The organism is Faecalicatena orotica, assembly GCF_003149245.1.
GTDB lineage: Bacteria > Bacillota > Clostridia > Lachnospirales > Lachnospiraceae > Faecalicatena_A > Faecalicatena_A orotica.
The window spans coordinates 15,327-41,362 of record NZ_QGDL01000019.1 but is presented as its reverse complement, the minus strand read 5'-3'; the positions used below and the strand labels follow the sequence as shown (position 1 = coordinate 41,362).

17 protein-coding genes and 1 pseudogene are annotated in these 26,036 nt (G+C 42.2%); all 18 read right to left on the bottom strand.

Going from position 1 to position 26,036, the window contains the following annotated elements; genetic code table 11:
• Position 1: 1 nt before the first annotated feature.
• Positions 2-2,320 (bottom strand): ABC transporter permease, encoded by a 2,319-nt coding sequence (locus tag A8806_RS23375; RefSeq protein ID WP_109733581.1) that lies wholly within the window; start codon positions 2,318-2,320, stop codon positions 2-4.
• 34 nt (positions 2,321-2,354) lie between these two features.
• Complete coding sequence (locus A8806_RS23370) at positions 2,355-2,984, bottom strand: TetR/AcrR family transcriptional regulator (protein WP_109733580.1); 630 nt, start codon at positions 2,982-2,984, stop codon at positions 2,355-2,357.
• Positions 2,985-3,161: 177 nt separating this feature from the next.
• Positions 3,162-3,998: an alpha/beta hydrolase gene (locus tag A8806_RS23365; RefSeq protein ID WP_109733579.1), complete on the bottom strand. Its 837-nt coding sequence runs from the start codon at positions 3,996-3,998 to the stop codon at positions 3,162-3,164.
• 32 nt (positions 3,999-4,030) lie between these two features.
• The gene (locus tag A8806_RS23360; RefSeq protein ID WP_109733578.1) at positions 4,031-5,422 is read right to left on the bottom strand and encodes an MATE family efflux transporter; all 1,392 of its coding nucleotides are present in this window, start codon (positions 5,420-5,422) and stop codon (positions 4,031-4,033) included.
• 222 nt (positions 5,423-5,644) lie between these two features.
• Positions 5,645-6,436, bottom strand: a complete 792-nt coding sequence (locus tag A8806_RS23355; RefSeq protein ID WP_109733577.1) for a Fic family protein — start codon at positions 6,434-6,436, stop codon at positions 5,645-5,647.
• Between the two features lie 274 nt (positions 6,437-6,710).
• A pseudogene (locus tag A8806_RS23350) lies at positions 6,711-7,064 on the bottom strand (CPBP family glutamic-type intramembrane protease); the annotation flags it as partial.
• Positions 7,065-7,094: 30 nt separating this feature from the next.
• Positions 7,095-7,556: a hypothetical protein gene (locus A8806_RS23345; protein WP_109733575.1), complete on the bottom strand. Its 462-nt coding sequence runs from the start codon at positions 7,554-7,556 to the stop codon at positions 7,095-7,097.
• Complete coding sequence (locus A8806_RS23340) at positions 7,553-8,140, bottom strand: TetR/AcrR family transcriptional regulator (RefSeq protein ID WP_109733574.1); 588 nt, start codon at positions 8,138-8,140, stop codon at positions 7,553-7,555. The genes A8806_RS23345 and A8806_RS23340 overlap by 4 nt, the downstream gene beginning before the upstream one ends.
• Before the next feature lie 76 nt (positions 8,141-8,216).
• Positions 8,217-10,718 (bottom strand): glycoside hydrolase family 2 protein, encoded by a 2,502-nt coding sequence (locus tag A8806_RS23335; RefSeq protein ID WP_109733573.1) that lies wholly within the window; start codon positions 10,716-10,718, stop codon positions 8,217-8,219.
• A gap of 14 nt (positions 10,719-10,732) precedes the next feature.
• Positions 10,733-13,366, bottom strand: a complete 2,634-nt coding sequence (locus A8806_RS23330) for a glycoside hydrolase family 3 protein (RefSeq protein WP_109733572.1) — start codon at positions 13,364-13,366, stop codon at positions 10,733-10,735.
• Between the two features lie 127 nt (positions 13,367-13,493).
• Complete coding sequence (locus A8806_RS23325; RefSeq protein WP_181368853.1) at positions 13,494-14,684, bottom strand: helix-turn-helix domain-containing protein; 1,191 nt, start codon at positions 14,682-14,684, stop codon at positions 13,494-13,496.
• A 263-nt stretch (positions 14,685-14,947) separates the two neighbouring features.
• Complete coding sequence (locus A8806_RS23320) at positions 14,948-16,315, bottom strand: MFS transporter (protein WP_181368852.1); 1,368 nt, start codon at positions 16,313-16,315, stop codon at positions 14,948-14,950.
• A 144-nt stretch (positions 16,316-16,459) separates the two neighbouring features.
• On the bottom strand, positions 16,460-18,292 hold the full coding sequence (locus A8806_RS23315; RefSeq protein WP_242996247.1) for a family 43 glycosylhydrolase: 1,833 nt from the start codon (positions 18,290-18,292) through the stop codon (positions 16,460-16,462).
• 219 nt (positions 18,293-18,511) lie between these two features.
• Positions 18,512-19,381, bottom strand: coding sequence for a phosphatase PAP2 family protein (locus A8806_RS23310; protein WP_109733569.1), 870 nt, complete (start codon positions 19,379-19,381; stop codon positions 18,512-18,514).
• Positions 19,382-19,418: 37 nt separating this feature from the next.
• Entirely contained in the window at positions 19,419-20,738 is a 1,320-nt protein-coding gene (locus tag A8806_RS23305; protein ID WP_109733568.1) for a helix-turn-helix domain-containing protein, read from the bottom strand.
• A 161-nt stretch (positions 20,739-20,899) separates the two neighbouring features.
• Positions 20,900-21,754 carry an alpha/beta hydrolase gene (locus A8806_RS23300; protein WP_181368851.1) on the bottom strand — a complete coding sequence of 285 codons (855 nt, stop codon included), beginning with the start codon at positions 21,752-21,754 and terminating at the stop codon, positions 20,900-20,902.
• 130 nt (positions 21,755-21,884) lie between these two features.
• Positions 21,885-24,554 (bottom strand): family 78 glycoside hydrolase catalytic domain, encoded by a 2,670-nt coding sequence (locus tag A8806_RS23295; protein WP_109733566.1) that lies wholly within the window; start codon positions 24,552-24,554, stop codon positions 21,885-21,887.
• Positions 24,555-24,585: 31 nt separating this feature from the next.
• A complete protein-coding gene (locus tag A8806_RS23290; RefSeq protein WP_109733565.1) occupies positions 24,586-25,944 on the bottom strand; it encodes an MFS transporter in 1,359 nt (452 codons plus the stop codon).
• Positions 25,945-26,036: the final 92 nt, after the last annotated feature.

Genomic DNA, 26,036 nt, shown 5'->3' with positions numbered 1-26,036 from the left:
TTTACTCCTTTATTGATTCGTAAATATGCACATCGCCCGCCCGGAATGTTCCGCACACAGTTGCAAGCAGTGCCGCAAGTGCCATGATAACCGGAGACAGTAAATAGGTGAATAGTGGGTTGACTGTAAAATGGAAGGCGGCTGCACCTATGGAGGACATCGCCATGCCGGATATTTTTTCACCGAGCGTACCTGCCAGTATTGTACCGGCAATGATTCCGGCTGCCAGTATAAAAGCGGCACGCCATGCATACTGGGCCCTGATATCTGAGCCTGTGAAGCCGGAGGCTCTCATGACGGCAATCGAATAACGGTCCTTTACCGCCAGCAGCTTCATGAACAGCAGTGTTACAAGCAGTGTGACAGCAAAAGCCGCCAGAATGGCTACCAGTGACGCTGTCTTTACCGAGTGAAGCGTCTGCCCGAATGTCTGTGCCATATATTCCTCAATCCCGGATATCTTTGCAAAGCTGAATTGATTAGAGAACATCTCTATCTTGTCAGAGAGCAGCCTCTGATCGGCCAGTGTGACACAGATCATACTCCATGCCGTTTCAGCAGTATCATCCTGAAAAACCGCTTTGGCTGTTTTCCCGCCATTGGTGATGTCCGGGTAAATTCCGCAGACTGACAGTTCTTTCTCGCCATTTGCTGTCAAAAGTATGAGCCGGTCCCCGACATTTTTACCAATCTCTTCTGCATTCATCGAGGATAATGCAATTTCATTTTCTTTTACCGGCATCCTGCCAGAGGAATATTGGAGCGGAAAAACGGAATGATCCCCAAGTTCAATTTTCATATTTTCTGCGGTATCACTGTCCGTCTTTACTCCGAACGTTTTGGTGGTAAACAGGGCATATTCTTCCACATCCTGATCACCATTCAGATATGTTCCGATATCTGCCGTCTTTTGGTCGATCTGGCTGGTCTGCTGGATGTCAATCCGCATATCACAGCGGCCCACCCCAATATACGCAACAAAGTCATCTCCTGAAATTGTATGATACAGGTTCTGCGGCACGATCATAATAAAGCTTGCAAGTATAATGACTGCCAGCATTGTAAAATACAGACGCTTTCTCGACAGGACATCCTTTATCCCAAGAAATAAATTCGTAGATAGCAGACGATTAGCTGATAATTTCATCCTTCCGAACCCGCTGACAGGTTCCTGTACTGCGCCGAAGCTGAGCGCCTGCACCGCCGATATTTTATGGAAACGCCGCAAATTCATATTTACATAGAAAAGAACCAGCAAAAACACGAGGGCCGCACCTGCTGACCCAAGCATCATAGTGAAAGCACTGCTGCTGCCATTCCCAAAATTCAGACGAATGCTCTCCTGCATTGATTTTTTCAGTAAAAGTGATAATAAAAATCCGATGATACATCCCATAGCAGCTATAGACGCATAAATCGCCAGATAGATCCTTCGAATATCAGATGTCCGCATCCCAACTGCCTTCATGGCTCCGATTTCCCGGTAGTCTTCCTCGATCTTTGCAAGGAGTGTAAATCGTATGCATAACAATGCAATCAGGATGACAAGCAAACCAACTAACATGATTACGGCGATCATGATGCCGTCAGAAACAGCGCTGATTATTTTAAACAGCGGCCACGTGAGCGCTGGTCCGCCGGCCGGAAGGCCAGCGGCATTGTATGCTGTTTCAAAGGCGCTTAACTCTGATAGATCATACAGGCGGAATTCTATCAGATATTCCACACTTCCAATCTGTTCCAACAGGTCATAGTCTGCTTCACTCACAACAAATCTTTTTGAGGACGCAAGTGCCGAGTTCATCTGCGAATCCCGGACAAAGCCAGCTACTGTAAATGTCCTGTCGCCGATGCTGGCCTGGTCCCCTTCCTTGACAAGACCGTCTTTAAAATAGCAGACAGGAACATACACTTCCCCGTCTTTAGGGGAAATCCGTCTGTTATCCAGATCAAGCAGAAAATCAAACCTCTCGCTCTGCACGCAAAATCCGTTATCCTGTACACTGCCTGCAAGAGTATTCTTCCCCAGAGTAATCTTGCTGTTATCCACATTCAGGAATTCAATAGTCTGATAGTCTTCCACATTGCTATTATTCTCCGCAAATGCTTCCAGATCTGATCTGCCAATTGTTCCGGAATGCATCTGCATGAAATGGGGCGTTTTAGCGTCCGCCATGAGACTGTCAATTGCTCCGAGCATATCCACGGTGAGCATCGTAGCCAATGACATCAGCATTGCCGCCACAGTGACAAAAAGCACCGTGGTAAACGAGACCACTTTATTTCTCAAAATATTTTTATAAATAATCCTACTATTCATACACACCCCTATTCTTATTTACATATTAATTTTTTCAAAACATTTGCCTGAAATAAGTAAGCTGCCCTTCCTCTACGCCAAGAAGCCTTTCCAGACAAAAGATAAATGCTTTGATTTTTTCGCGGCTTTGTTCCCCTGTCAATTCAAATACGTCGTCATCAAGCATTAGATTCAGATAGCACACCGCAATTTCCATACACTCAAGAGGATAAGGGGTAACATATAACCCTTGTGCAATTCCGTCGTTAACAATCCCGGCCATGATCGGGGGGACACGTTGCAGGATGATTTGCTTTGTTTTCTGATTCATTAGCGCATTCTGTGGTTTATGCAGGTGATCTATGATTTCATTCCCTCCCGTTTGGTCAGTATCTTCTATATGAAGTGCTGAAATTGTGGCAATCATACGTTCCTCTACAGACAGGCTTGTATCTCCGGCTGCTTTTCTGGCCCTTTCCAAAATTTGTGTTGTCTGTCGTTCAATGAGTGAATCCATGATATCTTCTTTGGATTTGAAGTGGTGGTAGAGAGTTCCCTTTGCAATCCCTACAGCCGACATAATGTCGCTGGTGCTGGTATTATCAAATCCTTTTTCTGTAAATAGTCTTGCAGCAGCATCTAATATTTCATTCTTCCTGACATTCGCTTCTTTAACGACTCTCATAGTAATGCCTCCTTTTTTTCGCAGACCGACCGTCGGTCTACAAAGGGATAGTAACATAAGTATAGACCAATGTCAAATATAATATTTCACAGAATCAAAATAGCTATAATAAAATAAGAGTGATTGTAATTCTGCCATAAATCGAATCACAACACTCATATCTTTTTTTATCACTTGTTAATCCAGCCCGACATGCCCGCTGTTTATTCCGTCAGCCCCTGTCTCCAAAGGAAGCCATTCGAGTACTTTTTTCAAATGGGTATTCCAGAAATCCCATTCATGCCCTCCGGCCGACTCTTCATAGGTTACATGATAGCCCAGATCTGACAGATACCTGCTCAGATCCCGGTTTGCTCCCAGCAGCGAGTCTTCTGTTCCGCAGCACAAATAAATATCTGGTTTACATGTTTCCGTCCCTGCTAATCTGCGGGCCAGCCACTTGGGGTTCATATCACTTTCCGGCGCTTTATCCAAATCACCAAAACAGCTTTCCGCATAATCACGCCCCTCTATCCAAAACGGTACATCATTCGTTCTTTTTTCGATGCCATCCATAATACTGGCTGCTGACAGACCTGCTATGTATCCAAAAGTATTATGGTATTTCAGTCCATTCCTGATGGCCCCAAAACCGCCCATTGAAAGTCCGGCAATAAATGTATCCTCTCGCTTTGTAGATAACGGAAACATTTTTCTCGTCAATGCGACTAATTCCTGTCCGATAAATTCGCCATATAAGTTATGGGCTTTTTGGTTATCAACGTAAAAACCGTTCTCCCCAGCGGGCATTACCACTGCCAGATTTCTTTCCTCGGCCCATCTTAAAATATTGGTTCCTGTGACCCAATCCATATGGTTTCCGAAGATTCCATGCAGAAGATATAAGGTTTTAAACGGTTTCTCTTCTCTTTTTGGCATTCCCGGGAAATCGATCTTATCTATTGGAAGGATTACATTTACAGGAACTGTTCTCATTAATGACTGTGACATGATATTCATCTGTATAAAAGCCATGACGTCTTCTCCTTATTTTCAGAAATTTTCTCCTAGTTTTTAACATCCTGATTTTTCACTGTTGCAGCAGGCACATCCCCTGACTTGAAAATCCTCCTGAGCATCACGATCGAAGCGATCGACAGCACGAACTCTGCAACGAATTGTGCATACGGGAGTCCATACAGAGGGAACAGGTAATTCAGCACATACAGCATCGGGATCTCTAAAACGATCTTTCGCAGGATGGCAAATGCAAGCGCTGACCGGCCGTGCCCCACTGCCTGAAATACACCAACTGCGATAAAATCCATACAGAGGAACGGCAGGCAGAGGCAGGCGCCCCGCAGGAAACGGGTCCCGTAAGCGATAATACTCTCATTATTCATAAAGGCATTGATAATCGGCCCGGCTCCTACGCTGAAAATAACGAGCACTGCGGCCATCATCGGGACAACTGTCTTGATCGTGAACATGATGGATTCTTTCATTCGCTTCCGGTTGCCGCTGGCATAATTATAGCTGATTAATGGCATAACCCCCTGGGAAAATCCCAGAGCAACCTGAAGCGGCACCATATTCACCTTCTGGGCGATTCCCATTGCCGCTACTGCATGGGCACCAAAGGGTGAGGTGAAATTGTTTAAAATCGTCATGCCGGTCACATTGAGCAGATTCTGGATTGACGCTGGAATTCCTACGCCGCAGATTCCCAGTACAATCTCCTTCTGAAAACCGAACTTCTTCGGAGAAATGCATACCACGGTACTCTTCCTGCGTACATACAGCAGGACAAAAAAGTAACAGCACGCCACACAGTTTGACAGGAAGGTGGCAAGGCCGGCACCGGCAGCACCCATATTAAGCCCCCACGGCAGGATGAAAATCGGGTCCAGTATCATATTTAAAAAGCATCCGCTCATCGTTCCGATACTGGCATGCAGGGATGACCCTTCCGCCCTCACCATATAAGCCATTACGACATTCAGAATCGCCGGAGCCGCGCCGCATATTACCGTCCAGCGAAGATACTCAAGAGTCGCCCCCGCCGTACTGGCGTCAGCTCCCAGTAAGGACAGCAACGGATTCTGTAAAGAAAAGCAAACAAGTGAAAATAGCAAGCCGGACAGCAACGAGCAGTAGAACCCGAAAGCCGAGCTCCTGCTGACCTTATCATAATCCTTGCTCCCCAGCGCCCTGCTCATCATACTGGAGCTTCCGACTCCGAACAGGTTGTTAACTGCGTTGAACGCTAGCAGCACCGGCCCCGCAAGTGTCACCGCAGCGTTCTGCACCGGGTCATTCAGCATTCCAACGAAATATGTATCTGCCAGATTATAAATCACCATGACCAGCGAGCTGAGCACGGTGGGAATCGACATCTTCATGACGGCTTTCGAGATAGGCATTTTTTCAAATAGCTGTATTTTTTGGTTATCTTCCATTTTGATAGTTCCTCCTCTATTAAACAATCATAAGACTTATAGCGTATGATTTCAAGGAAGATTTTTACTGTTCCTGGCTCCGGAGGTCGACTGCCTGCTTTTGCTTCCTTTTGTATTTGCTGAGCTTATTGATTCGAGATCTTCTGCTTGCGGAATACTTTCCATGTAATGGGCAAACAATGCCGCCCGCAATCTTAATGAAAGGGGCGGCAATATGTTAAATCATCTGGTTCTAATCTCATTCGTCATGTCCTTTTTCATCTGCTGTGTGTATTTTTGGATGAGCTGCTGCATTTTCTGTATTGATTCCAATTCACCTTTGCACAGGACATAGGTCATCAACGAAATATCACCATTTTTTTCATATTGGCGGAATGCCTGACGGTATTTTCCTTTTGGTTCAATTGCTAATGGCAGCATACCCTGATTAATTAATTGCTGGTTGAGCATCATTCTTCCAACCCTTCCATTCCCATCCTGGAAAGGGTGGATGCGTTCAAATTGGATATGCTGCATTGCCACCCTCTCCAGAATTTCTTTCACTGTTCCCCCTCCGCACTGCACTTCTTTTAAAAATTGTTCCATCAATGCCGGAACAGAGGCATGATCCGGGGGATAGTAAACAGCCTCTACCAGAGTACCTATATAAACCTGTTTTGTTCTGTACTCGCTATTAATCCCCCTGATGAAACCATTCGCGTTTTTCAGCCATTCCTCAGTAACCATTCTCTTTTTGAATGGAATTAACATCTGCTCGATTGCCTTGTACATATTTTTTGCTTCTTGATATTCCGAATACGTATGACCGCTCCTTACTTCATCATACTCAATCAGGGATACCGTTTCTTCCAGATCCAGTGTATTTCCCTCTATCGCATTGCTTGACCAGCAGAATCGTAAGGAAAAATCCCGGATAAAAGGTTCCCTGACCATTGGATCATCCCAATAAAATTTAACTTTCTTCAGTTCTAATTCAATTTCCTTTATGTGATGTTCATTATTTATAATCGCCATACTTCTCCTTTTCATTATGCTATTGCATATCGCTGCAGCACTTTATATGAAATGTTTCCCATTATGGTTTCCGACACCAAACAGGTTGTTAACTGCGTTGAATGCCAGCAACACCGGTTTCGAGATAGGCATTTTTTCAAATAGCTGATTTTTGGATTATCTTCCATTTTGATAATTCCTCCTCTATTAAACCATCATAAGACTTATAGCTTATGATTTCAAGGAAGATTTTTTCCTCAGAACTGTATATATCGACCAGAGCGTGTTTGATAAATCAAGTCTTTTGAAGGTGTTTCTTTTTATAACGATTAACAATTAATACAATTGTCAGTGAAAGTATATTCGACAGTACAATTCTGGCAATTTGTAATTCATCAGTTCCGCTTTCTGTCACAACGTGAAGTGTGTTCCCAATGAAATTATTAAAAAAGTGTTCGGAAATTCCTACCCAGAGGGTGCCGGTCAGGGATACACACAATCCCCATTCAAGGCCTAAAATACCGGCCAATATCACATATCCAACTGCCATAACCACAGCTGTTGGAATTTCCATTAGTCCGTCATATACACCAAGCACCACCATTACAATATGCCATATTCCAAACAGTGCCGCTTGTATCCAGTTGGCTTTGGAGAAACCGAAACGGTCTTTCCCGAGTTATAGAATGATGCCGCGAAACAGACCTTCTTCCGCTAATACATTGATAATATTGACAGCTACACAGATGGCCAGTGCTGCAAAGGTGGCTGTAACCTGCGTGGTTGCGCCGGTGAGTGCAAAGTTGCTTACGAAGAACTGTAAAGAAACATGATGCCCCTGTAACCGCAAAATCAAAATTTCAACAAAATAAGATATCCCGAAGGTAATTATGCCAAGGGCCAGTCCCGACAAAATACTTTGCTGCATTCGTTTGGTGCGAAAACCAATATCAGTCAACCGCAATTGGGAACACCTTAGCACAATGAAGACTGCAAGTATGCAAAAAAGTTTTGTTCCGATATTATCTGCAACAATAGTTTGGTCTGTGCGAATATATAGAAATTCTATATACTCCGCAATAGAGCAAAAACCAAAAAGTGCCGCGATTTTTAAAACGGTGCCGCCCTTTTTCTCAATCATTTCAGCAGGCCTCCCTTTAGTTGTGAAAGGATATACTCCATTTGCTGTTCAAGAAATTCCTCATCTAACGTAAGTACAGTACTGGAAATGCGGAGTCCTTCCAACAAAAGCACGATATTTTGAGCAGCAGCATCGGGGTCTGTCGAGAATTCGCCATTATCCACACCGCTTTGAATTATTCGCCTCAGCTGGCTTCCCGCATGATTAAAGTTGTTTTGCATTTCTGCTTTATCAAGTACCTTACTGTGTGCAAACAGATATTCATAAGTAGCAATAATCAGGCTGTCAGCTGGATTTAGAAGTTCCCTTTTTTGTGCGTTTAGAAAATGTCTCATTTGCTCCTCTGCACAGAGAGTACCTTCTGCCTGCCCAGTACAAAGGTTTTGTTCTGTCTTTGCCCGCAGTTTTAGTACAGCCTCAAAAATTTCCGAAGTATTGTTAAAATACAAGTATATACCTCCACGGCTAATGTTGCAGGCTGTTACAATGTCCTTCATAGTAACGTCCTTAAAGCCTTTTTGTGCAAATACTCTCTGTGCTTGTTCAAGAATGTATTCCTGTTTTAAATCTGATTTTTTACCCATTTAAATTTAACTCCACGATAAAACTGACACAAGTGTCATATTTATAATATGACACTTGTGTCAGTTTTTGTCAAGGCTATTTTTCTGCGATTAGGATTATTTCGTTCTTCCTGCCCCCTTCTGTGCTGACCATTACATGGATTTCTCCGGGTTCAAAACCGGCCCGGACGACAGCCAGAACATAACCGTCATATAACTTCCATGTCGTATTGTCATAGTAATTATCAGTTTCTGGATCTGCACTACCCATGCCCTGTAAGGTTCCTGCCCCTGTGACAGTTACGGTCACTTCTTTTACTTCCTGCATATTGCAGGTTCCGTTTTCATCCTTCACAGAGATCATAAGATAGGACAAATCCGCGCCGTCCGCCTTCAAAACAGTGCGGTCGGCCTCCACGCTGAGTTCTGCCGCAGTATTTGCAGTCTTCAATGTCATTTTTTCAGCTTCCACACCTGCTCTGTAATTTACTGCCTTCAGTATTCCCGGCTGATAGGGTGTTTCAAAAGAAGCATAGAAGTCATGTTCTTCTCCGGCGGGCTTTCTTCCCAGTGAAATGCCGTTCTGATAAAGCTCCACCTCGTCCGCATCAGAATAGACATTTATCACGGCACCCTTTCCTTCGTATCCCTTCCATGTCCAGCTTTCCAGTTCATCCTTCCACGACCAGGCGCTTATGGTCGGTTTTTCCCCGTAATGATTGACACGTTCTACTGCAATGTATGGTTCCTTGCGAAGGCCAAAGACGATTTCCCTGTAATAGCTGATTGGACGGCGTCTTCCGATCAGGTCGATATCGCCCATGCCAGACAGGCTGATCGGCCAGTTCGGCATGAACCCCTGCCGCCCGTCATAATAGAAGCAGCCAGCTCCGGCCTCCCCGATATAATCGTAACCTGTCCATGTCATATCCCCGATCACATGGGAATTATTTTTTACAATCTTCCACAGACGTACAAGATCCGATGGTAATGTTTCCGTACCGAGAATCACGCGGTGAGGAAACAGTTCGTGCTCCATTTCGTGACGGGCAGTTAAATAATTATATCCGACCAAATCTGTGACTGAGGCAAATTCATCTAATAATTCAGTGACTATATGGTTCGCTGCAAACGCGTCCGCCAACGGTCCTTTCATCAAATCGGTACTTCCATTCGCTGCATCCGCGCCTGCATCTGACTTCGGCGTTTGTGAAGTCTGTCCCTGCATCTGCATCATTTCTTCCATCGTCATTCCTGTTATGTCACACATGATTTCTCCCATATGGTCCATACAGGAGAGTAAGCCGTTGATAGCTACTGTTACATAGCGGCTGTCATCCAGCTCATGGATTTTTTCCGTAATCAGCCGGTTTAACTGTGCACCTTTTGCAGTTGCTGCCTCCTGAATCTCATTTCCGGAAATATACATGATAACGGAAGGGTGGTTATAATCCTTGGCAATCATTGCCTCTGCATCCTGCGCCCAGTAATCCGGGAATTTGTCTGCATAATCGTTATTGTTTTTAGATCTCGTCCAGAAATCGGACAGCTCATCTAAAACAAGCATCCCTTCCCTGTCACATGCCTTAAGCATCGCTCTGCTCATCGGGTGGTGGGAACTTCTGAGGCAATTGAACCCCGCTGCTTTTAACTGCTGCACTCGCCGCTCCTCCGCTCTTTCCAGAGTCACAGCACCAATCACCCCGTTATCATGGTGGATGCAGGCTCCCCGGAGATTAACTTCTTTTCCGTTTATCCGGAATCCCTTTTTCGCACTGAGTGAAATCTTCCGGATACCGAATTGCTCTGTTGTCTCATCCAGACATTCCTCATTTTCCATAACTTTTACGGTACAGCTATAAAGCGCAGGTGTCTCACAGCTCCACAAATCCGGATTCTCAATCTGGATTCTGGTGCGCAGATGTTCTTCGGCACCGCCAAATACCGTAACAGGCAGGTTTACGGCTGCGGCCTCTTCCCCTTTTGGATTCTGCAGAGTAATAACAACCTTCGTTTTTCTCTTAGAGATTCCTTTATTGGTAAGATGCATGTCCACTTCAACCGATGCAAGATCACTCTCCACTTCCGGTGTTCTAATACGCAGCGAATCTGCCTTAACGTGGACCTGGTTTGCTACATATATGCATACATCCCTGTAAATACCGCTGCCTGAGTACCATCTGCTGTTTTCTTCTGCGGAGTTATTAGCAATTACAGTCACTGTATTGTCTGTGCCATAATTTAAAAAATCATTCGCACAGAGCAGGAATTCCCGATATCCGTTCGGGCAGCCCCCCGCATAATCTCCATTTATATAAACTCTTGCATTTTCATATACACCTTCAAATGCGATGTATATCATTTTTTCACTCCATTCCTGCGGAGCTTCAAAAACTTTTGTATAAGTATAGCATCCGCCCGGATAGAATCCCGTCTGATGTTTATTTTTCGTATTTTGCGTACGATGCTCATGTATCATTGCATCATGCGGCAGTGTCAGCTTCTCCATATCTGCCTGTAATCCCATCACAGCTGCCATCATCGGGTTTTCCCCCGGCTTGGACATTATCCAGTCTCTATTCCACTTCTTTCTAATCATAGTTTTATCCTCCTCTATGCAAAACGAATCATTGTACGAATCATATAGGCCACATTGCTCTGCAGTCTTGCCAGCTCAATTCTTCCGTCCTCAACGCCATCTACTATCTGGCTTGTATAGGTGTCATCTTTGGATCCCGGGGTAATCCAGCAGTTTCCGGCCTGGACCATCTCGGCTACATCAACGGTATCATAGCTGGTCCAGTCTGTCATAATAAAACCGTCAAACCTGTTTTCTTCCCTGAGCAGACCGCAAAGCAGTTCAGGATCTGCAGCTGTCGGCCGTCCGTTTACCGCATTATATGCTGTCATAAAGGAAGCCGGCATGTGTACCTCCATCGCTATTTCAAATGCTTTGAAATAGATTTCCCTGATCGCACGTTCTGAGATGATACTTTGGTTCCTCTTTCTTGTAGATTCACAGTTGTTTGCCATCAGATGCTTCATACAGCTTGCAGTTCCGGCACTCTCCATCCCCTTGCTGTATTCCCCGGCCATCACACCGGCGAGGTACGGGTCTTCGGAAAAATATTCCGGCTGGCGTCCGTTCAAAGGATTTCTGTGGATATTGAGGGCCGGAGCCAGAATCATCGGTACTCCGAACGCCTTTGCTTCTTCCCCGATTACTTTTCCCACCTTGGCAGATAATTCTTTATTAAATGTTGCACAAATGGTGACTCCGGAAGGCATTCCAATATTTTTCATATTGAGGTTCACTCCGGAGTTTCCATCAGAAACAGGAAAATCAGGGAGATTCAGCCCTTCTGCCTGAAAGACTTTTCCGGCCTCTCCGATTCCTTCCATTCCCCAGCCTGCCGATGCACAAACGGAAATTCTGGCAAGCTCCTGAACGGAAAGCTGTGCCACAAAAACATCCACATTTTCAGGATTTTTCTTGATATCCTCATAAGTGAGCGGCTGAATCGGTTTTTCACCATGAAATACTGCGGGATATTTCTTACGCTCTTGATAAGGCTGGAAAGTTGTCTTTCCTTCTACAACACCGGAATCCTTTCCTTTCGGATAAGTCTTCTCCGGATTTCTTTTGGAAAGAGTCTCTATCTCTCTGCCCGGTATCATCAGATTCGTTACTTTCTTAATCACTTCTTCCGCAGCCACATAGAATTCCCCACAGTTTGGAGCTTCCGAACTATTTCCGATAAATATCCGATAGTTACCTGATTCCAGAATATAGGATGCATCCTCGCCACGATAAGAAGTAAGATGCTTTTTAGGAATAACAAATGTAAGTTCCTTTTCTTCCCCTGCTGTAAGTTCTTTCGTTTTCTCAAATGCCACAAGTTCCCGCTCCGGCTTTTCTAACGTTTTGTCAGGTTTCCCGATATATACCTGAACGACTTCTTTCCCAGGCAGATTCCCCATGTTCTTAACATGAACAACACAAGTCAGATTTTCCCCATCATAACAGAATGATTCCGGCTCTATCACAAAAGTGGTATAACTTAAGCCAAACCCAAATGGGAAAGCCGGTTTTTTGTGAAATGTGGTGAAGTAGCGGTATCCCACATAGATATCTTCTTCATAAACGGTATCTGCAAACAACTCACATTCTGCATCCAGCCGTGGTTTATCGGCACAGTCGTAAAAATTCTGCGCGGCTGGAATATCGAAATAGTCCTGTGCCCATGTATCCGGAAGTTTCCCGGATGGATTTACATCACCTGAAAGGATATCCATCAGAGCGGGACCGGCAAGCATTCCGGCATACCCGAGATAGATGAGTCCGTCCACTTTGTATTTTTCCGCAAAGGTAACATTGATGGGGTATCCGACATTTAAGATGACTACAGTTTTTGAAAATGTGTCTGTCAATTTCCGAATCAGAACATCCTCTTCATCATCCAGATAAAACTCCCCTTTTGCCGTGGAGCAGTCCATATTCTCTCCCGCAGCCCTTGTAATCAGCATGACTGCAATATCAGATTTTTCTTTTGCTCTTTCAAGCATATCTTCCGGCGGAATCAAATCTTTGTCACATCCATAGAAAACAGATAATTCTTCATTTAGTGTATAATCCGTCCGGTCATGGACTGCTTCTGCCAGATTTGTGCTGTATCGAGGATTAATTTTCCCTGCTCCCACGGCTCCGATGCGAAATTCATGTACACCCTTTCCGAATAGGTTCAAAGTTGTATTTCTTTTAAGCGGAAGTACATCGTTTTGATTTTTCAATAGCACGATCCCCTCCTGTGCCGTCTGAAGTGCAATTGCTTCATGTCCGGCATACTCTGCTTTCGGTTCTTCCCTGTCAATTCCGGTGACCGTCAAGTCCTGCGGATTCATCTCATTTCCATCTGTATCCCGGAAGCCCTCCACATGTAAGGTATAGTTCTTAGCGTATTCCGTTACGAGACCACGGAGCGGTACACCGAGAATCCACATGTTTCCCATAAGTTCCATTGACTCTAAGACATAACCTTCAATAGGTTTTCCGTCTAAAGTGACCTTACCTTTCACGGAGTCATCCATCTGCTTTGCCCACATCAATATCAGGCATCCGGATAATCTGCGGTCAAGCATAAAATACAAACCATCAATGTCGTGAAAATCATAGACCAGCGGTCCCGTGGCAAAAAGAAGCGGTTTATCATTCTTTCCTGTAGGTAAACTTGCGAAAAAATCTTTCATTCCTGTATTGTCCTCCTTTGAGACGTCATTATAATCGTTTACTAATAGAATTATAATAAAAAAGTAACATGGAAGTTTTCCTCCATGTTACTTTTATGTCATCATTGTTCTTTTTGTCTGCCAAACTCTAAAACACAATCGTCTGTTGATGTTTATTCCTGTATTCTTTTGGAGTCATACCATAAAATTGCTTAAAGTTCCTTCCAAAATGGCTCTGCGATGAAAAGCAAAAATACTCTGCAATCAAAGCAATGGAATAATTCGAAAATTTAAGCATATTTGCGGCATGTGCACAGCGCTCTTTCATAATATAATTCTGAATCGTGATCCCCTCTACTTCCGAAAATCTTCTGGCAAGGTAACTCCTGTTAATTCCGATTGCAGGGGCGATATCTCCGACCTGAATTGGTTTTCTCAAATTTTTTGCGATATATTCCTTACACTGCTCTATATATAGCACATTGCTGTTTTCCTCTTTCGACTGCCGTACACATAGGGTGAACTCGTACTCGGCTTTTGTGGCAAGGGCATACATTTCTTGAATATTCTTACTTTTTTCCAGCCGCTGCAGGTAAATATCTGCAAGGCTGTAAGCCCGTTCCTGTTTCATTCCTCCCTGTGCTGCTGCTCTGGCCATAAGGCTGATTAATGTTACGGTAAGATATTCTGCCTGTTTTGCGGCATTTTGAGCTACAATTCCGACATGTTCTGTATCTAAATTATCCGTTCCCCGGATAATTCGATTCATAGCATCAATATCTCCGTCACGTACGGTCTGCATCAAACGGTTTTCAAATTCTATACTATTGTGGTCCCACTCTATTTCGGACTGTTCCAGTTGGTATTGTTCTTCTTCTGCCAGAGAATTCCATCGAAATATCGAATCATTTTGTGAGGCAGTCTGTATCTTTTCTACCGGAATCTCCTCGCCTGTTTCCAGATACGTTAAGAAGGATAAGATTTCCATTACAGTTTTAATTTCCATACGATGAATGATAAATTCATGCCCCAAATGGTGCTTATGGCAATATTTCATTGATATAGCTTCACTGACAGGATTTCGCGAAACCGGGCCAAGTAATATTAGTTTATCTTTGCTGTCTCTTATTGCACCAAAATAAATATTCTCATCTTCCTGAAGTAAAACAGGAACCTCTTGTTCTTTTGTGACTTCATCAATAAATTGAAATGTTTCTGTTTTTTTATTTAAACTAAATTTATTATGATCTGGATAGCTAAAAACCGAATTCTGATTATCATAAACGGAAATAGGAATATTACAAATTTTACAGATTTTTTTTAATATTATTTCTTCCATAGTAATCTCCATAACATAATCTTTTTCATAATGAATCCGGTCGTTCACCGGACAAACCATCGTCTTACTTTAAAGGAAGCTGTCCTCTATAGCCAGCTTCCTTTATTATACACGATTATGTCCATAAAATTTTATATTTTTTGTAGCTTTACTTCCGAAAGTTTTTGTTCCAGCTCAGAAAGCATCTCATCTGTCAAATCATCTGGTGAAAATTGATTCATAATCTTCAAAGAGTACGCTCCGGCCGATGGATTTATGGGTGGCTAGGCGTTATGATTCCGTCTTTCTTCAAGTTCAGCCTGAATCTTGCCTGTTTCTTTTTCCAGCTTATAGAAATGAAGAATCACCAGCATAATGACACAGAGAATTGCGGGGATAAGGCTGTATGACCACGAAATCGCCATTTTTGCTGAGGCTGTCTGCTGTCCGGCGCCACCTATAAATCCTGATACTGCCATTAAAAGACCGAGCAGTCCGCTTGCCAGTCCGCCGCCGACCTTTGTTGCAAATCCATATACAGAGTTTACCATGCCTTCTACCCTGACTCCCGTTTTCCATTCACCATAATCCATACACTGTATTACAAAGATACTGCCAATCATCATTAATGCCGATGCCCCTGGGATTCCTGCAATGAGAGAACCAGCCAAAATCATAGTTACATTTGCACCTGCAAAATATTTAATTATATTTCCGATAATTGCCGTAACAAGCCCAATCCTGACAAAATTCATTCCACCGATTTTACGGACTGCCAGCGGGAACAATAATAGTACAAACGGTGTCAATATCCCAAGCATTCCAATTAGGGACATGGAAGCCAAATCACCAACTATGTACTGAAAATAGTAACTTCCAACACCTGAGCCAAGACTATTATACACACTGCATAAAAGTGCTGCCGCCGCCAGAATAAACAGGTATTTATTGTGACTGATACTTTTAATAGAATCTTTAAATGAAATAGTAGATATATTCTTTTGCGTATCATCCTCCGCTGTCTCTATTTCTTTTATACAGAAGAAACGGATTAAACCAATAATTGTAAACGGAACACCAAAAACTAACATGATTTTCGTCCATCCTCCCGGCTGTGTTCCCCAGGATGCCATCAAAATTGGCAGAACAATACTGACTGCTGTTGGGAAAAGAGTAGCCATTATACCGGCTACTGTCAGCGCTTTTGCCCGAAGTCCTTCATCTGTAGTAGAACGTGCGAGAAAAACAGCTTCTGAGGAACTAAGAAATGTAACACACACTGCATTAATCAGCACATACAGCACAAAAAAGTATATTGCCTTGCCTGTAGTACCCATACTGGCAGGTGTACTGAACAATAGTACCGTCAGTATCCACGTTGGAATTAAAAACAGTTCATACGGCCTTGCTTTCCCTAACTTAGTATGTGTTTTGTCAATGATGAAACCTGCAATTAAATCGGTAACTCCGTCAAATATTCTTGAAACCAGCAGTAATGTTCCTACAAGTCCGGCAGATAACCCGGCACTTTCTGTCGCATAGAAGGTAACCTGCATCAGAAGCATAGTGTTAACTCCAAGCGCAAATCCTCTTGTACTCCACGCCCACGGATACCAGCGGTTTCTTTTTTTCTGTGTTTTAACTTCCTTCATTTTCCAACTCTCTCCTATCTTCTTAATTATTTCTGCTTTTACAATTCTGACATTGATTAAATAATAATTGAAGTTACAGCTCTTAAATATCATGTATGTTGTTATTTTGACATTAGTGTCGCTTATTCATCAAATGTATATCAGCTACCGAACTTTTATCACTGCTCCTTCTGTAATGCCATTTTCATTGAATGTATCAATTCTCGCATAGACACTTTGTCCTTTCACAAGTGCAGCAATCCGTTTTTCATTCTTTTTATATACAATACAACTGTGATACAGCTTGTCTGGCACATATCCCCAAAGGATATTTACCCCCACAGCATCTTCCGCATTCCAGGATACATCCATATCCAGATCTCCCTCCAATTTGATTACAACATTTTCGGCTTTCTTCGGAAGATCTCCATTTCCGTTTCCAAATACACGGATTCCCGATACAGTTGGAACCATATCGTAAGGTAATTTTACAATTGTGAGCTTTATAAAACGGAGTTTTTCTGTCTCCGGTAGCTCAATAAAATCATCACTGTAATCTGTATTTGTTCTGCTCTTATCCATAAGTATGTGATAATCTGTACCATCCTCAGAACCTTCCAGTACCCAACAGGTCTGCTGCTTTTCCATGTCAATGTACCGTTCGTCAAGATATGACTTCACCGCCTCTTTACCTTCCGGTATTGGAAGATATAGTTCGTCTTCTACGAAATGAAGTTGTATCGCTGCTACATCCTTTGCTGTTCCCAAATCTATCTGTAGCCATTCTCCTGATTGACAGGTATCGGCTTTCCAGAATGTTCTGATATCCTCATCCGTTACATATTGCATTCCATTTCCAGATGATGCTGTCACTTCTTTTCCATAAGAAAGCAACATCCAGTCTGGTTTCTCAAATGGTTCTGCATCCATCGCAATCGGCCAGTCTGCATATCTCTGATCACAGAAAAGTTCTCCGTCCTCGTCCACTCCTGCCTTCCACAAGCCTAATCTCCGTTCAAATTTTTCACTGTGCGCAATTCGCATAGACGCTATATGCCACATCTTTCCTTCCTTATCTACCAATGTAGAACCATGACCTGCGGCTGTAATGAAACCATCCGGCACATAGGAATACGGGTTATTTTTTGCCGAAACAAAGGGACCAAGCGGAGAATCTCCTACATATACTGCATCTCCATATACGTTATACTCTGTTCCCGGAAATGCGTACTGCAGATAATATTTACCCTGGTATTTTGTCATCCATACCCCTTCCAGATATGGCTTGTTTCCAAATGTTATGCGAAACTTTTCACGGTATGTCTCCTCATCAAACTGTTCCGACATACCCTGTCCATCCATCTGCCGTTTTACAAATACAAGTACATTGTCTACTTCCGCTTCAATCTCTTCTTCCGTCTTTGGCGGAATATGGTCTTCGCCCATCCGTTCATATCCCCGTTCCTTTTCGCTGGCTGTAACCAATCCCTGTTTTTCTCCAATAGGTGCCATCGTTTCTGGATTCAGTTCCACACCATAAATCGGTTCCGTATTGGAGCTTCCCCAATACAGATAAATCCTTCCATCATCATCCACAAACAGGTTAGGATCCCAAAAAGGAAATGTTCCCGGAATTTCTTCAAAGGATTCTGTTCTCGGATCCTCTGTCCGATAAAAAGAGCAGTTCTTATCTGCGCTCGATGCAGAAAAATACATATACTCACCCACTGCCCTGACATCCGGCGCATAATCATATGCCGGAAGTTCAGGACCGAATTCATAAAACTTCCAATCATACAAATCTTCACTTGTAAAAAATCCAGCCGTCATGGATGGGAAAAGATAGTAGAGCCCTTTGAATAAAATCAAAGTTGGATCTGCTGCCTCGCGAAATACAGCAAATGGTTTTTCTTCCCCTTCATAATTAACGGAACGTTTAAACTGATATCGATATTCTAAATTCATCGGATTACAGTAATGCTTTTTACTTTTTTTCAATTTCCATTCTCCTCCTTATCAATAAAAGATATAGCTGTTCAGAACGCTGCCTTTTGTTTTGTTAATAAAATAATAATAAAAAAGTAACATGCACGTTATCATTCATGTTACTTTTCTGTTACTATTGTTGTTTGTTTTAGTGTAAATACAAACATAGATGTAAAATTAAGAGTATCATCATACAGAATACAGCCATTATATTGTATCTCAAGAATTTTATTAAACACTCTTTTGTATACAAACCGCCTCGTCAGATAGAGGCTTTCTTGAAGTATCTCGCAACAGTAACTTTGTCAATACAAAGAATACGGTACAAGTCAGTGCCGCGCCGACAGACACGTCTGATAAAAAATGCGCTCCCGCTATAATCCTCGCCAGCATCACACAGACAATCCAAACCAATGCTGCCGCATACAGGAACTTAGCTTTCTTATGTAACTTCGGAACCAGTCCCGCCAAAAGCACGATTGACAGGATCATACATGCGTCGGCCGCATGACCTGACGGGAACGATTTAAATGTATCATCCAACGGTGTTCCTGCAATACGATACCACGGTGAGAAACGTGAAAAATCATCCAGCATACTATAAAACCGTGGTCGTCCCCAGATATTTTTCAAGATTCCGCAAATTCTGCCGACTCCAAAAAACATAAGGATAAGAGTCAGGCTGGTTCTGATTAATATCCCTCTTTCGTTCACCTCGGCAATTTTCTTTGCCCCAAGCTCCATACCTGCAAATACCAATATCGCAAATATCATCATAGCTGCTCTTCCGACAGTTCCCCACTCCAGAAAGTATCCAGCGATAAGAAATGGGAGCACTGCATAGTATAGTGATGCCACACCTAACACAAGTATAATGACTACACTAAGCAGCTTCTTGCCTTTATCTCTGACTGCAGATAACAGCATAAACCCAAAGGATACTGTCAGCATGGCCGGAACCTGCCCAAACCCATAAAAAAACTTTCCAAACAGATTATCAGGATTATAAACTACCTGCGATATCTGCAGATCGAAAAACGTTCCGCATAAAAGAAATACTGCCAGAACCCCCATTACACATCCATATACTTTTTTACTCATAGAGCATCCTCCTTTTTTGTAAATTATATATAATACTTTACAAAATGATTTCTGCCCCACATAGCATCCCTGTGCTTTTTTTTACATCTTTATACTTTTTCTCCAACGTTATTGCCGCACTTTTTTGATTACGGTATTCTTTTGGTGTCAGCCCGGAATATTCCTTAAATCGATTTCCAAAGTGGCTTTGTGATGAAAAGCAAAAGTATTCAGAGATAATGGAAATCGGATAATCTGAATTTTTCAGCATATTAGCTGCCCGGGCACATCGCTCTTTCGTAATATACTGTTGAATTGTTATCCCTTCCGCTTCCATAAATTTTCTGGAAAGATAGCTCCTGCTCACCCCAATTGCAGGCGCTATATCTCCGACTTTTATTGGTTTTTGCAGATACTGGTTAATGTATTCTTTACAGCGTTCAATATGTGGAAACCGACAATTTTCCATCTTAGTTATTTTAACCTTTTTCGTGAATTCAATCTGAGCTCTCGATGAAAGCGCTAGCATTTCCTCTGCTTCTTTACATGTTTCCAGTCTCCTGAGATATACATCTGCCAGTCCATACGACTTTTCATAGCTCAATCCGCCTTTTGTTGCCGCCCTTGACAGCAGAACAATCAGCGTTACAGCAAGATATTCCACACGTTTCCGCTCGTCAGCAGCTACATCTCCGATATGCCTATCCTCCAATTGCTCTGTCCCGAGAACAAGCTTATACATTGCATCCATGTCTCCGTTTTCTACAATCTGTATCAACTTATTCTCATATTCCATGCTGTTATGGTCTCGTTCATATTCAGATTGGTTTAGCTGCTGATATGCAGTGTCCCCGGAAGCACTCCATTTTATAATTCCCTCATTGCAATTTGCAATTCTAATTGAATCTGTCTCTATATCCTTGCCATTAATCAGGAAGCCGGCTAAAACAAGAAGTTTAGCCATCTCCTTTTTCGATTGCTGCTTCAAAAGCGGATCCTCATTTAAATGATACCTATAATGATACGAACGCTTTCTCTTTTTATCTGCTTTTTTCTCCGATGCAGGACCAAAGATAATCAGGTTTTCTTCCTCATCTTTTAGTACCCCGTAAAAAATACTATCATCCTCAAACAGCAAAAATGGCAGTTCCCTGAAAACTGCCATTTCTTGCATATAATCAAATAATTTTTGCGCCTTGTCATGCAGACATTTGCTTTCTGATGTCAATTGCGGTTCAGACACACAAGTATTTCTACATGCAAATACTGACCGAAAAATATTTTCCGGAGGATATTGTTTTATTTTCTCACTGTCCTGATATACAATGACCGGTACCTCAAATATCTGATACAACTTTTTTAGTATTCTAGTGTCCATTTTTATTTTCCTAAATCCTCCTGTTTTTATATATTGTATAAAGAGAGTCTGTCGAATAAAATATCATGCATATTACTTTTTTAACTTATATGTTTTATAAAACAGATGAATTTTGGAAAACGTCAAGTCTAAACAGACAGGATATTATTGTACACAGGGGATTAATTTTGCCAAAATGAAACCGCGCGTTCTATCCAACCCTCTGCTAAAGTTCCGTCTCCCGCCCCCCATCCATGATTATCACTGTCAAAGGTTTCATACTTATGCGGAACATTATTTTCAGTCAGTGCATTTACTAACATCTGGGTATTTTCAATCGGCACAGTATGATCCCTCGTGCATTGCCATACAAATGTCGGTGGATAGTCTGGTGTGATTAGCAATTCTACAGAATATCGGCTTATTATTTCCTCATCATAAATATTTTCTTTGCCAAGAAACATTATTCTTGAAGAATCATGTGATTTTTCTCCCATTGTTACAACCGGATACCCTAAAAATACTGCTGACGGAGAGGGCAGGTTATAGTGTTTCCACCCTGCCGACTCGGTTCCAAAGCAGGCCGCCAGATGTCCCCCTGCCGAGAACCCGGTGATAGCATAATCCGATATATCAATTCCCAGTATCTCTCCATTTTTCCTAATATAATCAATTGCATATGCCATGTCATCTAATGGATTCGGCGCTTTCGCATTTTCACCACAACGATAATTCAAAGAAAATGCATGGTAACCTAATTGATTTAAATGTACACATGTAGGGTAAGCTTCAATCATAGATGCACACCCCAGATATCCCCCTCCTGCACATACAATTACGAATGGCGCTTTCTTTTTCACCGGAAAATGGATTAAATATCTTTCTTTTATGGAGGGATCGGTATCTGCGTCACCCTGATCCCATAGTGGATAGTATATTTTTTGTCCTTCTTCAACTATTTCCAGCAGCCGGTTATATCCATCTGTTATACTCTGCGCATTCCAGCAGGATAGTCTGGAAAATTGTTCTAATGTCATTTCTGATAGTGCCCCCTCAGATGGTGCAATTATGCTCCCATAACCACTAAAATCTGATAATAGACTGATTTGTTTTAATGTATTTGAAGTTGTCAGCATGATTCTCCTCATTTTTTCAAATTTGTCTCTCTCATATTGTTGTATAAAACCTGTATTCTCCGCTGCCTTTTTCGTATCTTTTACCATCAGGCAAAATAATAACAGCAGTTGTGTTACAAGGGATTTTAACATATAATTCAAAGGCCTCTTCTTCCTTCTTCCATTCTGATACAATATCACCATATTCCGATGTAAAAGTTCGCTTAGCCCAATTCAATCTGTCATCTAACTGTGGCTGAATCAATATTCTTTTGAAACCAGGTTCTTCATAATTAATCCCATTTATATTTCGAAACATCCAGTCATCCACACACCCGAATGCATAATGATTCAAACTCATACAGAATACCATACCGTATATTTCAGACACAAAAGGAGCTCCGTTTTCGTCCAGTGCAAACCAACTCTCCCAGATAGTTGTTGCTCCATGTTTCACTTCATATAACCATGATGGTGCCTTTTCATTAAATAACAAATCATAGGCCAGATCCTGACGTCCTATCTGGCACAACGCATCCTGCAGAATTGGCATTCCCAAAAATCCTACATCCAGACATCCCTTGTTCTCCTCTATCTTCCGTATCAGATTTCCTGCGAACTTCTCCTTATAATTTTCCGGTACTAACCCATAATACAGCGGCATAGCATATGCCCCCATCAAGTCAGCGGGCATATTTCCTTCTTCATCTATTACCCCTTTGTGAAATGATATTCTCATCCTATCAGCCATTTCTCTATAATATTTTTCATCCTCGGTATTCCCAAGAATTTTTGCAATCTCGGACATACTCGAAACGGAATAAAAACCATAGATTGGAGCTACATATCTGGTCGAGACCCGGATTGCCTCAAATGTGCTTTCTCCATATCCGTCTTTAGAATAACTAGGTATCAGATGTTCGCCAAAATGATGGCCTGTGTTCCAAAGATACTGTTCTACATCTTGCGGGAGTTCACTGTCTTCAGGCTTTTCTTCTTTTGCCGTCTTAATCACAAAATCACACCAGTGCTTCATAGAATTGTACTGTTTCTTCAAAATATATGTATTCCCTGTCAGACAATACATATAGTAAGGAATTAAAATGGCTGCATCTCCCCAGCCTGCAGGTGCTACTGCGTCCGGAGTTTTAAATTGATCTGCATACATCTTATACTGGCCAATATAGGCTCCCGCCAAAGGCACTACAAATGGCACTGATCCATTATCTTTTTGTTCACAAATAAGATTTTCCAGCCACCTTGTCAAAAATGGGGTGACATCTTCATTTAACAGTGCAGTCTTTGTGTATACCTGGATATCACCTGTCCATCCGGCTTTTTCACGCTGGGGACAATCCGTTGGTATAGAAATCATATTTGCGTACTGTGACCAGCGTGTATTTTCATACAATCTATTAACATCTTCGTTGGAACAAGAAAATGTTCCGGCATTTTCTTTTTCAGAACATAAAACAACAGCTTTAATGTCTTCTCCCTTTAAATCTTCTATTCCCTCAACCATGACATATCGGAAACCCTGAAATGTAAAATGTGGTTCGTACTCCTGCGCCAGTCCAGCGGAAATATATTCAATCCTCTGATCAGCCGAGGGATTATTATCAAAAAAATTTCCTTCTGCATCTAGTCCTTCTGTATGAATAATTGTTACCTGAGTATCTTTTGGGACATCAATCTTTATTCTTACACGCCCCGCAATTACCTGACCAAAATCTATTATTCGTTCCCCTTTTGGAGAGATAAGAAATTGTTTCACAGGCAGTGTAACAATTGGGCGGACAGGTTGTCCATATTGTGCTTTCAAATTATTGTATCCGAATGCCACAGGTATAGCATCTGACCAATCCTTATCATTGAAGCCTGATATTTCCCATCCATATGGGTTCAAATTTGCGTCATAACGCTCTCCGGCAAACAAATCTGAACACCGGACCGGACTTTCTTTTACCTTTACTGTTTTATCACTGCCAAAACAATCCACCTCACCATCTGTATAAGTGACTTCTAACTGCGTCAGAACTGCAAATGCCGGATCATAAGCTTTATCTTCAGCCTTTGTCATAAATCCATGATACCAACCGTCACCTACATGCATGCCAATGATATTTTCTCCAGGCTTTAAATTTTCTGTGACATCATAAATCTGATAGCATAAATAATCCCTGTATACAGTACATTCTGGCGCAAATTCGCGATTGTCCGGACGATTCCCATTTATGGTTAACTGGTAAACACCATGACAGGTTGCATAAAGCCTTGCTTTTTTTACTTTTTTATTCAAAATCACTCTCTGACGAAACAGGACTGCTGGTGGCTGCTCCCCTAAATGTGCCTGACGTCCTATCACAGGAAACGGTGACTTTACCCACCGTGCCTGCCAGTCTCCCTCGTGTAAAAATGCTGTTTCAAATTCAGAGCTCGCTTCTGCCCGGTTTCCATGATTATCCTGTATGCTGATCGTCCAAACGTACTTTGTTCTGCTCTTTAATTCTTCTCCTTCATATTCTACATATGTAGATTGTCCTGAGACACATCTTTTACTGTCCCATACAAGCCGGTTTTCCTCATCTGTCACTTGCAATTGATAGGACACCTGCACGACATTCTCATCATTACTTTCCAGAACCCATGAAAAATATGGCTCCTTATCTATTCCTCTCGGACACTTCATGTGCATACATCTTAGTTTTTTTATTTCCAACATAATTTTCTCCTTCTATTTTTATAAAAATAATCTATTTAATTTCTGATTCTACCTTCATGTTTGCATAGATGAATATTGTAATAATTGAAAAAATTAACGGAAATCCGAGATACAAGAAGTTAATTGCATTACCGGCCGTTGATGTCTGAACTGCTGCCGTGCCATCGAATCCGCTCCATGTAAGGATCCATCCGCAAATCGCGGTTCCGAATCCCTGCCCAACCTTAGTGCCGACTGTTGCGCAGGAAAATAAAGAGCCGGTAACGCGGTGCCCTTTTTTCTGAAAATGATATTCATCTGCTTTTACCAAAAATGGTGTATAAGTTGCAGAACCCGGAACCATTCCTAAAGCCTTAATCAGCAAACCTGCAATCAGTATCAGCATTCCTGCAAACTGCCCGGCAGCAGCAACTGCACAACCTGCGGTCGATATAACCGCACCCAGTACACAGGCTTTTCTCATGCCCAGCTTATCAATTATCTTAGGCATAAATGGCAGTCCCAGAATCAGCGGAATAGTCGTACACATTCCTAAGACCCCCATAAGCCCTGCATTTCCCAGTGAATATGTAGCATAATAGGCCATACTCGACTGCATAATGCCGGAATTCGCATATCCGACAAAATATAATAATAAGATTAAAATAAAGTATTTATTTTTCAACAATTCAACAATTGTCTCGCCAAAAGAAATAACTGGTGTATTTACGGAATCCCCTATTCCTGCTTCCTGAATCGGTACAATAAACTCTTCTTCCGGTAATTCTTTCAGTGAAAAAAATGGAATCAATAAAATAATGACACCGACTACTGCATAAATCAAAGCAACTATTCTCCACCCAGTCTGTCCGCCTCCGAATGATTCAACCAGTCCGGAGGTAATTGAGGCAACAATGACACCTCCAATAGTTCCGCTTAACATTGCCGCGCCGCTCATAGTAACCTGATCATGCTGATCCTTTGTTACACGGGCAAGCATCATATTGTACGCAACTTGGTTCATTGTGTAAAAAACAGCGCTTATTAACAGGTAAAAAATAAATATCCATATACTTTTTCCCCGTTCGCCCATTGAACCCGGTACATTAAAAATCAAGAACATGCAGACTCCCATTGGTATACAGCTAATCAGATACCAAAATCGGGTTTTTCCCATTTTCACTTTGGTCAAATCGATAATTCTGCCCATAAAAATGTCTGTAATACCATCCAGTAATTTTGCCGCCATCAGCAGTGTGCCTATGATTGCCGCGCTGACTCCGATGACATTCGTACAATAAAGCAATAAAAATGTTGTAATTGTTCCCCAGGTAAATCCTCCCCCCGCATTTCCCAGTCCATAGGCAATCTTTTTTGCCATTGACAATGAACCTTTCTTTTGTTTGCTCATACCATTTCCTCCTTTTAAAACTGCTTAATGATAGATTCATTTTAAATTTTGTTTTTGGCTTCTACAATTCACATAGCCCGACTTCTGCAAAA